Raw genomic sequence first — 13,423 nt, 5'->3', positions numbered from 1 at the left:
ACCGCTGCCTCACAGGTGGTAGACATCGATGACCTGGCGAACGTAGTCGTTCTTCAGGATCACTTTCTTGGCCTTGATCAGCGGGTTTTCACCGCGCACATCGAGGGTGTAGAAACTGCTGCCGAAATAGCTGTCGACGGTCTTGTAGCGAAAGCTCAGGGTGTGCCAGTTGAAGCGCACTTTGCAGAACCCGTCGGCCTGTTCGAGCAGCTCGATGTTGCTGATGTTGTGCGAGGTGCGGGTGTCCGGCATGGTGGCGCTGGAACGCTCGGTCTTGATGCGGAAAACGCGGTCTTCCAGGCCGGTGCGGTTGCCGTACCAGATCAGCGAGATTTCTCGTTGCGGGTCTTCAGTCAACTCGTCGTTGTCGTCCCAGGACGGCATCCAGAACGTCGCGTCCGGGGCGTACAGCTCCAGCCATTCGTCCCATTGCCGGTCATCGAGGTAGCGCGCTTCGCGGTAGAGAAAATCGCGCACGGTGTCATAGGTGATGGTCATTGCACGGCCTCCACAGGAATCAGTTCGGACTGCTCGGCGGCCAGGGCCTTGAGCATGGTCTGCTGCCAATACTTGTGTTGCAGTACGAACAGGCCTTCGTCTTCGGTGCGCACGCCGCTGAGCAGCGGATGCAGGTCGATTTCCTTGGCCGCGTCATCGGCGCCTTCGATCCAGTGTTCGGCGCCACGGGACATGTCGTTCCAGGCAGTCACGCTGCCCTGATAACTGGTCTGGCAGGAACGAAATTCTTCCAGATCATCCGGGGTAGCCATGCCGCTAACGTTGAAGAAGTCTTCGTACTGACGAATCCGGCTCGAACGGGCGTGGTCGCTTTCGCCTTTGGGGGCGATGCAGTAAATGGTGATTTCCGTGCGGTCGACCGAGATCGGTCGGGCGATTCGAATCTGCGAACTGAACTGGTCCATCAGGTACACGTTCGGGTACAGGCACAGGTTGCGCGAGTTCTCGATCATCCAGTCGGCGCGAGCCTTGCCGAAATCCTGGGCCAGCTCATCGCGACGCTCGTACAGCGGACGGTCTTCGGGGTTGGACCAACGGGTCCAGAGCAGCATGTGGCCCTTGTCGAAGGAATAGAAACCGCCGCCCTGCTTGGCCCAACTGCCGGCGCTCATGGTCGGATTGCAATCGCCGGCCTCGCGCTGCTTGCGCTGGTTCTGGGTGGCGGCGTAGTTCCAGTGCACGGAGCTGACGTGATAGCCGTCGGCGCCGTTTTCGGCGGTGAGTTTCCAGTTGCCTTCGTAGATGTAGCTGGAGGAACCGCGCAACACTTCCAGGCCATCGGCGGACTGGTCGACGATCATGTCGATGATCTTCGCCGACTCGCCCAGGTGTTCAACCAGCGGCACGACATCAGCCTTGAGGCTGCCAAACAGGAAGCCGCGATACGACTCGAAACGCGCGACTTTGGTCAGGTCGTGGGAGCCTTCGCAGTTGAAGCTCGCCGGGTAGCCCGCTTCGGCCGGATCCTTGACCTTGAGCAGTTTGCCGGAGTTGTTGAAGGTCCAGCCATGGAATGGGCAGGTGTACGAACTTTTGTTGCCGGACTTGTGCCGGCACAGCGTCGCGCCGCGATGGCTGCAGGCGTTGAGGAACGCATTGAGTTCACCGTCCTTGTTGCGGGCGATGAAGATCGACTGGCGCCCCATGGTGGTGGTGTAGAAGTCGTTTTTGTTGGGGATCTGGCTTTCGTGGGCCAGGTACAGCCAGTTGCCTTCGAAGATGTGCTGCATCTCGAGATCGAACAGCCGCGGGTCGGTGAACATCTCGCGCTTGCAGCGATAGATGCCCTGTTCTTTGTCATCTTCGAGCAGGGAGTGAAGGTATTCGGGTCGCAGGGTCATGGCCGCCGCCTCCATTGTTTTTATTCAGGCAGGGCCATGCTAGGACGGGGGGAAGTGGCGGACTATCCGCAGGGTGCAGACCTGTATCCGTTTACTGCAAACGGCCCACTTCCTGTAGCAGCTGCCGAGCCTGCGAGGCTGCGTTCGAGTGCGAAGCGCTCGCCAAGGAACAATGCGGTCTGCCTGAAATACCGTGCGGGCCATTTTGCGAGCGCTGCGCACTCGAACGCAGCCTCGCAGGCTCGACAGCTGCTACAGGTGCTTTGCGGTGTTTCAGTGACGACGTTTGAGGGTGTCCGATGGCAACTCGCCGAACTGTTTGCGGTAGTTGTCGGAGAACCGGCCCAGGTGCAGGAAGCCGTAATCCATCGCCACTTCCGTAACGTTGCGCACGTTGCAGGTCGGGTCGCTCAGACAGGCGTTGATGCGCTCAAGGCGTTTTTGCCGGATGTAGTTTTTCGGCGTGGTGCCAGCGTTGCGTTCAAACAATCCGTACAACGAGCGCAGACTCATCCGCGCCTGGCGTGCCAGTTCTTCGCTGTCGATGTCCTGTTTGAGATGCCCCGCGATGTAGTCGGCAATCACCTCGAATGTGGCCGTCTGTGAGCCGAGACTGATCCGGCTGACATTGGTCTTCATCAGGCTGAGCATCTTGCTGACGATGATCTGTGCGTAGTGCTCCTGCACTTTGGGAATCTGCTCGGTGGCCTCGGCCTCCTGGCAAATCATCGCCAGCAGCCCGACAAAGCCTTCCAGTTCATCGAGCTGATAACGGTTCTCCAGAAACCGCACGCCCTGCCCCGGATAGCGCCAGCGCTGCTCATCGCACACGGATTCCAGCAACGGGGTGGGGACTTTGAGGATGAATTTTTCGCAATCGTCGGAATATGTCAGGTCCACCGGATCGTCGGGATTGATCAGCAGCAACTCGCCAGGGGCGAAGTAGTGTTCCTGGCCGTGGCCGCGCCACAGGCAGTTGCCGCGCAGTAGCACTTGCAGGTGATAGATGCTTTCCAGCGCACCGGAGGTGACCCGTACGCTGCCGCCATAGCTGATGCGGCACAGGTCGAGGCTGGCAAACTTGCGGTGATTGAGGCTGGCCAGCGGTCGCCCGGCCCGGGGCATCAGAATGCAATGGTTACCGACATGCTGATTGACGTAGCCCGACACCGCGTAAGGGTCGGCGTGGTCGAATACGGTGCTGCGCTGACTCAACAGTTGCGCTTGCATCATCGGGTCACTCTCATTGTTGTTATAGGTTGCGTCGGGCCATTCCAGGGTTGAAACGCCGAAGACCACGAGATAAACAGTCAATTATCTCGTGGCCCGGTTCCGCTGTTCGAGGATATCAGTCCTCGAGTGCGCGGACCCGCTCGTGGCGTTGCTGCTCGTCGGGTTGCGCGGAGGTCTGCAAGGTGAAATCGAAGTCGATTTCGGCAAAACGACCGCTCACACCATGGGCCGCCGCACGTTGCGGATCGTCGCTGAAGGTGATCTTGGCGATCAGCTCGTCCCGAGTGGCATAGGCGAAATCGTCGTGCAGGTACTGATCGCCATCGAGGTTGATCTGGGTGGTCAGGTGACGATGATCCGGCGCGGAGATGAAGAAGTGAATGTGCGCCGGCCGTTGCCCATGGCGACCCAGTTGATCGAGCAGTTGCTGGGTCGGACCGTCCGGCGGGCAGCCATAGCCCGACGGCACGATGCTGCGAAAGCGATAGCGACCCTCGGCATCGGTGACGATACGACGACGCAGGTTGAACTCCGACTGGGTGGTATCGAAGTAGGAGTAAGTGCCGCCGGTGTTGGCGTGCCAGACATCCACCACCGCGCTGGCCAACGGTTCGCCAGCGGTGTTCTTGACCTGGCCCTGCATGAACAGCACCACACCCGGATCGACGCCGTCATCCAGTCGCGCTTCGCCTTCCGACAGCGGCGCACCCGCCACGTACAGCGGGCCTTCGATGGTCCGCGGCGTGCCGCCGGCCTTGCCGGCCTGCTCGTCTTCGGCGTCCATCAGCAGGTCGAGGTAATGCTCCAGACCGAGCCCGGCCACCACCAACCCGGCCTCTTGACGCGCACCCAGCACGTTGAGGTAGTTGACGGCTTTCCAGAACTCTTCCGGCGTCACGGCCAGGTCTTCGATGATGTTCACCGAATCACGCAGAATGCGGTAAACCAGGGCCTTGACCCGCGGGTCGCCCGCGTCGTTGAGTAGACCGCTGGCCTCTTCGAGAAATTTCTGGACTTCGGCAGTGTGGGAAATCTTGACGTTCATTTTGGTGGGTTCCTCATCTTGTAATTATTAGCGTAGCGAACTGAACAGGCTGGGTTCAGCGGTCATCCTCGCGGATGGAAGAAGGATGCCGGCACATCGCGTCGACCTCGATCGCCATGTACGGAAACAGCGGCAATTGCATGAGCAGGTCGTGCAGTTCCTGCACGCTGTCGACGTCGAAAACGCTGTAATTGGCATAGTGTCCGGCGATGCGCCACAGGTGACGCCACTTGCCTTGCTCTTGCAGGCGCTGGGCCAGGGCTTTTTCGTCAGCCTTCAGCTTCGCGGCAGCTTCGGGATTCATATCGACCGGCAGGTTCACGGTCATTTTTACGTGGAACAGCATAATGCTCTCCTCAGGCTTGATGAATGGCAGTAGACGTTTTGTCACGACGGAAGAACGCCAGACGTTCTTCATCGAGGCTCAGGCCCAGCCCCGGTGTTTTCGGCACGTGCAACTCAAAATCGCGATAGACCAGCGGTTCGCTGAGAATGTCTTCAGTCAGCAGCAATGGGCCGAACAGCTCGGTGTCCCACGCCAGCTTGTTCAGCGTGACAAAGGCATGCGCCGAGGCCAGGGTGCCGATGCCACCTTCGAGCATGGTGCCGCCATACAGGCCGATACCGGCCGCTTCGGCAATCGCAGCGGTTCGCAGTACGGCGCGCGGGCCGCCGTTCTTGGCGATCTTCAAGGCAAACACCGAGGCCGCGCCTTCACGGGCCAGGTTGAAGGCATCTTCCACGCACTCGATGGATTCGTCGGCCATGATCGGCGCCGGGCTCATGGCATTCAGGCGCGCCATGCCGGCGCGGTTGTTGCGCGAGATCGGCTGTTCGATCAGGTCGATGCCGTTGGTTCCCAGGATCCGGCAGGCGCGCAGCGCGACCGCTTCATCCCAGGCCTGATTGACATCGACCCGCACGCTGGCACGATCACCCAGGGCTTTCTTGATCGCAATGACGTGGGCCAGGTCGCGATTGACCTCACCAGCACCGATTTTCAGTTTGAAGATCCGATGGCGGCGCAGGTCGAGCATTTTTTCCGCTTCGGCGATGTCCTTGTCGGTGTCGCCACTGGCCAGGGTCCACGCCACTGGCAGGGCATCGCGAACGCGGCCGCCCAGCAGTTCGCTGACCGGCAGCCCAAGGCGTTTGCCCTGAGCGTCGAGCAAGGCGGTTTCGATACCTGATTTAGCGAAGGTGTTGCCACGGATGCTGCGCTCCAGGCGCAACATCGCGGCGTTCACGTTGGCACTGTCCTGGCCCAGCAGCAGCGGCGCGAAGTGTCGGTCGATGTTGGTCTTGATGCTGTCAGGGCTTTCGTTGCCGTAGGCCAGGCCACCGATAGTGGTGGATTCGCCAATACCTTCAATGCCGTCGGCGCAGCGCACGCGAATGATCACCAGGGTCTGGTTCTGCATGGTGTGCATCGCCAGCTTGTGCGGGCGGATGGTCGGCAGATCGACGATGATCGTCTCGATCGATTCAATGGCTGTTGCAAGCATGTCGATACCCGTCAGGTTCTTAAAGTTCTGGAACCGATTCTGGTACGGCTTTTTTCGGGAAGCCAATATAGAATTGGTCTGACTTGATACCTTTAAGGTATGCAACTGACTTGCGTCTGGAGGCTCCATGGAACTGCGTCACCTGCGGTATTTTCAGGTGTTGGCTCAAACCCTCAATTTCACCCGTGCCGCCGAGCTTCTGCATATTGCCCAACCGCCCCTGAGCCGGCAGATGCAGCAGCTGGAGGACGAGCTCGGGGTGTTGTTGCTGGAACGCGGGCGGCCGCTGAAGCTGACCGATGCCGGGCGTTTTTTCCATGAGCACTCCACCGCCCTGCTCGAGCAACTGGGCAAGGTGTGCGACAACACGCGACGGATCGGTCTGGGCGAGAAGACCTGGCTGGGCATCGGTTTTGCCCCATCGACGCTCTACGGCGTGCTGCCGGAACTGATTCGCCGTTTGCGCAGCGGCGAGCCCCTGGAGCTTGAACTGGGGCTTTCGGAAATGACCACGCTGCAACAGGTGCAGGCGCTCAAGGCCGGGCGCATCGATATCGGCTTCGGCCGAATTCGCATCGACGACCCGGCGATCATCCAGACTGTGTTGACCGAAGACCGACTGGTCGCCGCCCTGCCCGCCGGTCACCCATTACTGGCCGGGCCGATCAGCCTTCGCGAACTGGCGAAAGAACCCTTCGTGCTGTACCCCGGCAACCCGCGTCCCAGCTACGCCGACCATGTGATTGCGTTATTCGAATCCTATGGCGTGAGCATCCACGTGGCGCAATGGACCAACGAGCTGCAAACAGCCATCGGTCTGGTGGGAGCGGGAATCGGGGTCACCCTGGTGCCGGCCTCGGTGCAATTGTTGCACCGCGACGACATTGGTTTCACGCCGCTGCTGGAAGACAACGCGACCTCGCCGATCATTCTCAGCAGGCGCGTGGGCGACGTATCGCCGGGGTTGAATCATTGCTTGCAGATAATTGATGAGCTGCAACCGCGGGCATGACCCGAATGCCAGCTGCAATGCGATCCGTAGCAGCTGGCGTAGCCTGCGTTCGGCTGCGCAGCAGTCGTAAAACTGGTATCCACGGTCCACCTGAAACACCGCAGTGCCTGATTTCACGACTGCTTCGCAGCCGAACGCAGGCTACGCCAGCTGCTACATAGATCCACTTCAGCCGGCAAACGCCCGACGACCGGCGCGCATCTCGATGCGCAACTCGCCAATCAGGTTGGAGATATCGCGAACGGTGGTCAGCCGTGCTGGCGATACTCTGGTGATCAACAAAAGAATTCGCCCGGTGGCAGGTTCGTAGACTTTGATCCGTAACGTTCCGTCCGGATTCACCGTGCAGGCACAGGAACGCGGCTGAAAACCGGACTCAACAATGCGGCAAAGCTCAGGAACTGAAACCATGACTGGCGCCTCCGTGGCAGGTAATCGGATCCAACTTTCTCAGCATAGATGCGCTTTCCCGATCCTGCGCCCGCCAATGCTGAAAATAAGTGTTAGCTGTTTCTCACTTTGGCGACCTTTCAGTGAGAATCCCCATCCCAGATCCAATTCCAGAGCCCCGGTAACGTAACCGGCTGTGAACTGTCGCGAACGGTACGGTTTTTCTGCGGTTTTCACACCGGTAGCCTGTGCACTGTCGAGCGGAATAAAGCGATCCGGGGCAAGCACTGAAGGCTCGCCCCGGATCATGGCGCTGCAACTCAGACGAAGTCGGACTGCGTCAAAGTGGCAACCCCGGTGAGCTTGATGGCGAAATCTGCGTCAGCTCCGATATTGGTCGTCCCATACAGCACACCATCGCTCAGTTTCAATTGCCCGGCATCCGTAAAGGCCGTATTACTGTCGAGCAGTTGGAAGGTGCCCAACCCCGTCAGATCAATATGATCGGTACCCGATGTGAAATCGGTGACGACGTCCCAGTTTGCACTGGTCAGGCCCAACTGGCCCAGATTGGTGAACGTGAACGTGTCGCTACCCAATCCCCCGGTGAACACGTTCTGCGACGTATTGCCCGTCAGCACGTTGTCCAGAGCGTTGCCGAGCAGATTGAGCTTGACGTTAGCTTCGGTATTGCTGAGGTCGAGGTTTTCCAGGTTTGCCCCCAGGGTGATGGTGGCCACGTTGAGACCCGCGACACCCCCAAAAACCACAACGGTGTCGTTGCCCTCGCTGGCCACTTCGACCAGTTTGTCCTGCAACGCATTCGTGCTGGTCAGATCGACATTGTACTGATCGTTGCCAGCTCCCCCCACCAACGTATCGACGCCCTCCAAGCCATCGAGTTTGTTGTTGCCGCTGTTACCGGTCAGGATGTTGGCCAGCTTGTTGCCATCAGCATCGATGTCAGCTGTGCCGGTCAGCGTGAGGTTCTCGACGCCGTTCTCATTCAGGTCGTAACTGATGCTGGACAGGACGGTATCCACCCCGGCGCTGTCAACAATTCCGTCACCGATATTGTCGACGATATAGGTGTCGTTACCGGCGCCACCGATCATGTGGTCGGCCCCCGCTCCACCGTCGATACGGTTGTTCGCCGCGTTACCCGTCAAGGTGTTGTTCAGGTCATTACCGGTCAGGTCGAACGCTACGGTGTTGACTAGCGTTGCATACTCCACGTTGGCGCTCAGGTTGTAGGTCCCCCCTGCGGTGGCTATGGCTACCCTGACCAGGTCGGTACCCTCAGCAGCGTTTTCCGTCACGCTGTCGCCCAGGTTGTCGACCGTGTAGATATCGTCACCCAGCCCACCGATCAGGATGTCGCTGCCAATCCCACCATTGAGTGTGTCGTTGCCCGCACCGCCGTTGAGCGTATCGTTGCCGGCACCGCCGTCGAGGGTGTTGTTCGCGCCATTGCCGATCAGTTCGTTGTTCAGCGCGTTACCCGTGAGGTTGAGCAGCTTGGTGCCGGTCAAGCTGGCGTCGAGGTTTTCCAGATTGGCGCCCAGGGTCAGCAAGCTCGAAGACGCCAGTACCGCGCCGCCCTGCAAGCGGACGGTATCGACCCCCTCGCTGGCGTTCTCGGTCAGGGTATCTTCCAACTGGTTCGTGGCATTCAAATCAACCAGATACAGGTCATCGCCCGTGCCGCCCTTGAGGATGTCGACACCCAGGCCACCGTAAAGCTGGTTGTTGCCGGCGTTGCCGATCAATGTGTTGTTCAGGACATTGCCCGTAGCATTGATGTTGCCAGTGCCGGTGAGCGTGAGGTTTTCGACGTTGGCGCCCAGCGTGTAGGTCTGGTCCGACTTGACCAGGTCGATCCCGCCGTTCAGGCCTTCGACCACCGTGTCATCCTCACCGACGATGTAGGTGTCGTTGCCGGCCAGGCCGGTCAGCTCGTTGGCCGCACTGTTTTGCGAGCCGTCCAGAATGTTGGCCAACGCGTTACCGGTGGCATTGACGGCGGCACTGCCGGTCAGCGTGAGGTTTTCCAGCGTCGCACCCAGGGTGTAGCTCACCGCGGATTCGACCGTATCGATGCCGGCACTGTCGATGATGGTTTCACCGACGGTATCGACCACATAGGTATCGTTGCCCGCGCCCCCGTTCATGACATCGACACCGGCGCCGCCGTCGATACGGTTGGCTGCCGCGTTACCGGTCAGGGTGTTGACCAGTTCGTTGCCGGTCAGGTTGAAGGCCACGGTGTTGGTCAGCGTGGCATTTTCCAGGTTTTCACCCAGGGTGTAGGTGCCGCCCGCCAGGGCGATGGCCACGTTGACGGTGTCGGTCCCGGCGTCGGCATTCTCGGTGACGGTGTCACCGACGTTGTCGACGACGTAGGTGTCGTCACCCAGGTCGCCGATCAGGGTATCGGCGCCAAGCCCCCCATTGAGGGTGTTTTTGCCGGCATTGCCCAGGATGAGGTTGGCCGAGGCGTTGCCAGTGAGGTTCAGCGACAGCGTGCCGGTATCCCGGGCATCGACGTTTTCCAGGTTGGCGTCCAGGACCAGGGTGGTGACCGTGGCGTTAACAAACGAACTGGCCAGCGTCAGGGTATCGATGCCCTCACCGGCGATCTCGATCACCTTGTCCTCCAGCAGGTTGGTGGCGGTCAGGTCGACGACATACTGGTCATTGCCCTCGCCGCCGATCAGCGTATCCACGCCCCCCACACCGTCGAGTTTATTGTTGCCGTCGTTACCGGTGATGAGGTTGGCCAGTCCATTACCCTTGCCATCGATGTTGCCAGTGCCGGTGAGCGTGAGGTTTTCGACGTTGGCGCCCAGCGTGTAGGTCTGATCCGACTTGACCAGGTCGATCCCGCCGTTCAGGCCTTCGACCACCGTGTCATCCTCACCGACGATGTAGGTGTCGTTGCCGGCCAGGCCGGTCAGCTCGTTGGCCGCACTGTTTTGCGAGCCGTCCAGAATGTTGGCCAACGCGTTACCCGTGGCATTGACGGCGGCACTGCCGGTCAGCGTGAGGTTTTCCAGCGTCGCTCCCAGGGTGTAGCTCACCGCGGATTCGACCGTATCGATGCCGGCACTGTCGATGATGGTTTCACCGACGGTATCGACCACATAGGTATCGTTGCCCGCGCCCCCGTTCATGACATCGGCACCGGCGCCGCCGTCGATACGGTTGGCCGCCGCGTTACCGGTCAGGGTGTTGACCAGTTCGTTGCCGGTCAGGTTGAAGGCCACGGTGTTGGTCAGCGTGGCATTTTCCAGGTTCTCGCCCAGGGTGTAGGTGCCGCCCGCCAGGGCGATGGCCACGTTGACGGTGTCGGTCCCGGCGTCGGCATTCTCGGTGACGGTGTCACCGACGTTGTCGACGACGTAGGTGTCGTCATCCAGGTCGCCGATCAGGGTATCGGCGCCAAGTCCCCCATTGAGGGTGTTTTTGCCGGCATTGCCCAGGATGAGGTTGGCCGAGGCGTTGCCAGTGAGGTTCAGCGACAGCGTGCCGGTATCCCGGGCATCGACGTTTTCCAGGTTGGCGTCCAGGACCAGGGTGGTGACCGTGGCGTTAACAAACGAACTGGCCAGCGTCAGGGTATCGATGCCCTCACCGGCGATCTCGATCACCTTGTCCTCCAGCAGGTTGGTGGCGGTCAGGTCGACGACATACTGGTCATTGCCCTCGCCGCCGATCAGCGTATCCACGCCCCCCACACCGTCGAGTTTATTGTTGCCGTCGTTACCGGTGATGAGGTTGGCCAGTCCATTACCCTTGCCATCGATGTTGCCAGTGCCGGTGAGCGTGAGGTTTTCGACGTTGGCGCCCAGCGTGTAGGTCTGGTCCGACTTGACCAGGTCGATCCCGCCGTTCAGGCCTTCGACCACCGTGTCATCCTCACCGACGATGTAGGTGTCGTTGCCGGCCAGGCCGGTCAGCTCGTTGGCCGCACTGTTTTGCGAGCCGTCCAGAATGTTGGCCAACGCGTTACCGGTGGCATTGACGGCGGCACTGCCGGTCAGCGTGAGGTTTTCCAGCGTCGCACCCAGGGTGTAGCTCACCGCGGATTCGACCGTATCGATGCCGGCACTGTCGATGATGGTTTCACCGACGGTATCGACCACATAGGTATCGTTGCCCGCGCCCCCGTTCATGACATCGACACCGGCGCCGCCGTCGATACGGTTGGCTGCCGCGTTACCGGTCAGGGTGTTGACCAGTTCGTTGCCGGTCAGGTTGAAGGCCACGGTGTTGGTCAGCGTGGCATTTTCCAGGTTTTCACCCAGGGTGTAGGTGCCGCCCGCCAGGGCGATGGCCACGTTGACGGTGTCGGTCCCGGCGTCGGCATTCTCGGTGACGGTGTCACCGACGTTGTCGACGACGTAGGTGTCGTCACCCAGGTCGCCGATCAGGGTATCGGCGCCAAGCCCCCCATTGAGGGTGTTTTTGCCGGCATTGCCCAGGATGAGGTTGGCCGAGGCGTTGCCAGTGAGGTTCAGCGACAGCGTGCCGGTATCCCGGGCATCGACGTTTTCCAGGTTGGCGTCCAGGACCAGGGTGGTGACCGTGGCGTTAACAAACGAACTGGCCAGCGTCAGGGTATCGATGCCCTCACCGGCGATCTCGATCACCTTGTCCTCCAGCAGGTTGGTGGCGGTCAGGTCGACGACATACTGGTCATTGCCCTCGCCGCCGATCAGCGTATCCACGCCCCCCACACCGTCGAGTTTATTGTTGCCGTCGTTACCGGTGATGAGGTTGGCCAGTCCATTACCCTTGCCATCGATGTTGCCAGTGCCGGTGAGCGTGAGGTTTTCGACGTTGGCGCCCAGCGTGTAGGTCTGGTCCGACTTGACCAGGTCGATCCCGCCGTTCAGGCCTTCGACCACCGTGTCATCCGCATCGACGATGTAGGTGTCGTTGCCCAGCCCCCCTTGCAAGGTGTCAGCGCCGGCAGCGCCGTCCAGCACGTTGGCGGCGGCATTACCGATCAGCACGTTACTGAGCGAGTTACCGGTGAGGTTGAACGCAACGGTATTGATAAGCGTGGCGTTCTCAAGGTTGTCACCCAAGATGTAGGTACCGCCGGCCGTCGGGATGGCGACCTTGACGGTATCGGTCCCTTGATCGACCCCTTCGTTGATCACATCGGCGATGCTGTCGACGATATAGGTGTCGTCACCTGCCCCTCCGCTCAGAATGTCGGCGCCAGCGCCACCATCCAGGGTATTGGCTGCGTCGTTACCGATGATGTTGTTGGCCAGTGCGTTACCCGTGATGTTTATCAGAGCACCACTGTTGCTGAAACTGGCATCGGCCTCTTCAAGGTTCGCGGCCATGGTGATGTTGACAGTTCCCAGGCTAGCGTCCCCACCCCAGATCTCGACAAAATCGTAACCTTCGCCGGCCTTCTCGATAATGACGTCGACCACTTTGTTGTCGTCGGTCAACTCGATGACATAGCCATCGTCACCCACGCCGCCCTGATAGGTATCCGCGCCGCCGAAGCCGTCAAAAAAGTTATTGGCAGTATTGCCGATCATCAGGTTATCAAGGGCATTGCCCTTGGCCTTGACCTTGTCGGTGCCGGTAAAAATCAGGTTTTCAATGTTGTCCCCGAGCCGGATAGTGACCGACGACTTGACGGTATCGATCCCCCCCGCTGCACCCTCGCCGGTTTCACTGACGACATCGCCCAGGTTATCGACAATATAAGTGTCGTTGCCAGCGCCACCATCAAGCGTGTCGGCGCCTGCCCCGCCATCGAGCAGGTCATTGCCGGCATAGCCCAACAGGGTGTCATTGCCCGAACTGCCGGTGATGGTGTCATTGCCACTCAAGATATAGGCATAGGTTGCCTGGGTATCGCCCGGCGTTAGTGCAAACTCGGCCAGCTGTGCCGCACTCTTGGAGATTCCGGTGAGGGTGTAGATGGGGACCCCGTCTTCGCTGTAGGTGCTGCCGGTCACGGTACCGGCGACGACGCCTGGGGAGGGGTATGTGAAGTTACCCGTAAATACTTGTGTATGAACCCCGTCAGTGATTGTCAGCGAGGTACTGGTAGTGTTGGTGACGCTCCATTCCCAATCCTGATCCGCCAGAAAACTGAAGCTGTTCGATAAGGTTAAAGCCGCCATGGTTAGTCACCTGATAATCAGCAAAATTCTTTTAATGGGGGATGCCGGAAAGGCTCTGACATGGCGCAGTGCCAGTAGAGAGCCGTCACCAGCATAGTTGGATCCATAAAAAAGAAACGCCAGAAGCGACTTATTCGGTGCTTTCCCGCCGAGCGGTTGGAAAAAGGGTGAATCGGGGTCGAAAAACGCGTAACGATGCAAAACTGACGCCAATTAAACGG

Annotated in this window: 9 protein-coding genes and 1 pseudogene; 1 reads left to right on the top strand and 9 read right to left on the bottom strand. The window is 59.8% G+C overall.

What is annotated here, in order from left to right:
- Positions 1-9: 9 nt before the first annotated feature.
- The 6 genes from benB to ACSQ87_RS11960 form a co-directional block, all read right to left on the bottom strand.
- Positions 10-498: a benzoate 1,2-dioxygenase small subunit gene (gene benB, locus ACSQ87_RS11985; RefSeq protein ID WP_095129739.1), complete on the bottom strand. Its 489-nt coding sequence runs from the start codon at positions 496-498 to the stop codon at positions 10-12.
- A complete protein-coding gene (gene benA, locus ACSQ87_RS11980) occupies positions 495-1,859 on the bottom strand; it encodes a benzoate 1,2-dioxygenase large subunit (RefSeq protein ID WP_095129741.1) in 1,365 nt (454 codons plus the stop codon). The genes benB and benA overlap by 4 nt, the downstream gene beginning before the upstream one ends.
- Before the next feature lie 273 nt (positions 1,860-2,132).
- Positions 2,133-3,092, bottom strand: a complete 960-nt coding sequence (locus ACSQ87_RS11975; protein WP_317851624.1) for an AraC family transcriptional regulator — start codon at positions 3,090-3,092, stop codon at positions 2,133-2,135.
- A 115-nt stretch (positions 3,093-3,207) separates the two neighbouring features.
- Complete coding sequence (gene catA / locus ACSQ87_RS11970) at positions 3,208-4,137, bottom strand: catechol 1,2-dioxygenase (protein WP_223432200.1); 930 nt, start codon at positions 4,135-4,137, stop codon at positions 3,208-3,210.
- A 55-nt stretch (positions 4,138-4,192) separates the two neighbouring features.
- Entirely contained in the window at positions 4,193-4,483 is a 291-nt protein-coding gene (gene catC / locus ACSQ87_RS11965; protein ID WP_046047438.1) for a muconolactone Delta-isomerase, read from the bottom strand.
- A 10-nt stretch (positions 4,484-4,493) separates the two neighbouring features.
- Complete coding sequence (locus ACSQ87_RS11960) at positions 4,494-5,642, bottom strand: muconate cycloisomerase family protein (protein WP_223432199.1); 1,149 nt, start codon at positions 5,640-5,642, stop codon at positions 4,494-4,496.
- 127 nt (positions 5,643-5,769) lie between these two features.
- Between ACSQ87_RS11960 and ACSQ87_RS11955 the strand changes: the two genes are divergently transcribed.
- Positions 5,770-6,654 carry a LysR family transcriptional regulator gene (locus ACSQ87_RS11955; protein ID WP_223432198.1) on the top strand — a complete coding sequence of 295 codons (885 nt, stop codon included), beginning with the start codon at positions 5,770-5,772 and terminating at the stop codon, positions 6,652-6,654.
- A 168-nt stretch (positions 6,655-6,822) separates the two neighbouring features.
- Here the strand turns inward: ACSQ87_RS11955 and ACSQ87_RS11950 are convergent, their stop codons facing one another.
- The 3 genes and pseudogenes from ACSQ87_RS11950 to ACSQ87_RS11940 all read right to left on the bottom strand — a co-directional run bounded on the left by ACSQ87_RS11950 (position 6,823) and on the right by ACSQ87_RS11940 (position 13,202).
- The gene (locus tag ACSQ87_RS11950) at positions 6,823-7,065 is read right to left on the bottom strand and encodes a DUF1652 domain-containing protein (RefSeq protein WP_046047441.1); all 243 of its coding nucleotides are present in this window, start codon (positions 7,063-7,065) and stop codon (positions 6,823-6,825) included.
- 119 nt (positions 7,066-7,184) lie between these two features.
- Positions 7,185-7,311, bottom strand: a pseudogene (locus ACSQ87_RS11945) (polysaccharide deacetylase family protein); the annotation flags it as partial.
- A 53-nt stretch (positions 7,312-7,364) separates the two neighbouring features.
- Complete coding sequence (locus tag ACSQ87_RS11940; protein ID WP_436273605.1) at positions 7,365-13,202, bottom strand: calcium-binding protein; 5,838 nt, start codon at positions 13,200-13,202, stop codon at positions 7,365-7,367.
- Between the last annotated feature and the right edge of the window lie 221 nt (positions 13,203-13,423).

Source organism: Pseudomonas sp. LjRoot277 (assembly GCF_964253845.1).
In the GTDB taxonomy this organism is placed as follows: domain Bacteria; phylum Pseudomonadota; class Gammaproteobacteria; order Pseudomonadales; family Pseudomonadaceae; genus Aquipseudomonas.
The sequence above is the reverse complement of the archived record's forward strand: the minus strand, read 5'-3'. Positions and strand labels throughout refer to the sequence as shown.

What these genes read in the sequence shown, in the direction of transcription:
- catA (WP_223432200.1), bottom strand. Translation starts at nt 4,137, where the DNA reads ATGAACGTCAAGATTTCCCACACTGCCGAAGTCCAGAAATTTCTCGAA.
- ACSQ87_RS11950 (WP_046047441.1), bottom strand. Translation starts at nt 7,065, where the DNA reads ATGGTTTCAGTTCCTGAGCTTTGCCGCATTGTTGAGTCCGGTTTTCAG.
- ACSQ87_RS11955 (WP_223432198.1), top strand. Translation starts at nt 5,770, where the DNA reads ATGGAACTGCGTCACCTGCGGTATTTTCAGGTGTTGGCTCAAACCCTC.
- catC (WP_046047438.1), bottom strand. Translation starts at nt 4,483, where the DNA reads ATGCTGTTCCACGTAAAAATGACCGTGAACCTGCCGGTCGATATGAAT.
- ACSQ87_RS11940 (WP_436273605.1), bottom strand. Translation starts at nt 13,202, where the DNA reads ATGGCGGCTTTAACCTTATCGAACAGCTTCAGTTTTCTGGCGGATCAG.
- benA (WP_095129741.1), bottom strand. Translation starts at nt 1,859, where the DNA reads ATGACCCTGCGACCCGAATACCTTCACTCCCTGCTCGAAGATGACAAA.
- ACSQ87_RS11975 (WP_317851624.1), bottom strand. Translation starts at nt 3,092, where the DNA reads ATGATGCAAGCGCAACTGTTGAGTCAGCGCAGCACCGTATTCGACCAC.
- ACSQ87_RS11960 (WP_223432199.1), bottom strand. Translation starts at nt 5,642, where the DNA reads ATGCTTGCAACAGCCATTGAATCGATCGAGACGATCATCGTCGATCTG.
- benB (WP_095129739.1), bottom strand. Translation starts at nt 498, where the DNA reads ATGACCATCACCTATGACACCGTGCGCGATTTTCTCTACCGCGAAGCG.